At 68.7% G+C, this 552-nt stretch carries 1 protein-coding gene; it reads right to left on the bottom strand.

The genetic code is table 11. The annotated features are described in order from the left end of the window. Positions 1–38: 38 nt before the first annotated feature. Positions 39–552, bottom strand: a 514-nt coding sequence (locus AACY52_RS29750; RefSeq protein ID WP_339561293.1) for a nitroreductase family protein, incomplete at its 5' end; no start/stop codon positions are given.

Below are 552 nucleotides of genomic sequence, written 5' to 3'. Positions count from 1 at the left end.
CTGCTTCCGCAGGAGAAGCGGGGGCACATGCGGCCACCTCAGGCCAGCACCGCCTCCACCGGCCGCCGCGCCGAAAAGGGCAGCCCCGCGCCATAGCCAAAGCGCATCGCCAGATCGGGCCGCACGCCGGGCGTGCCGATCAGCCGTGCCAGTTCGGGCCGCAACCGCGCCACTTCGACCGGCTGGTTGATCATCGCATGGCGCAACCCCAGCGCCGTCGCCTGCAGCGCAAAACGCTGGCACGCCAGCCCGACGCGCACCCAATGCTCGGGATCGGCGCGGTCCCCGACAAACACCGCAACCCCCGCCGTCGATGCCATCTGCCGCGCATATTTGGCGTTTTCGGATTGGGCGGTGAAGAAACGGTCGAACAGCAAGGGGGCGATCCATTCGGGCAGCACCGGCGCGCCCGATGTCGCGCTGAACAGCCCGTCGCCGGTCGCCAGCGCCTGATGCGGGGTAAAGCGCATCCACTGCTTCAATTCGCGCACGAACGCGGCATCGGCCAGTTGCGCGCTGTTGCCCGCCACCACCAGATCGCGCATTTGGTTG

The organism is Pseudomonas sp. EA_65y_Pfl1_P113, from assembly GCF_963970525.1.
GTDB classification, from domain to species: Bacteria; Pseudomonadota; Gammaproteobacteria; order Pseudomonadales; family Pseudomonadaceae; genus Aquipseudomonas; species Aquipseudomonas tritici.
The sequence above is the reverse complement of the archived record's forward strand: the minus strand, read 5'-3'. Positions and strand labels throughout refer to the sequence as shown.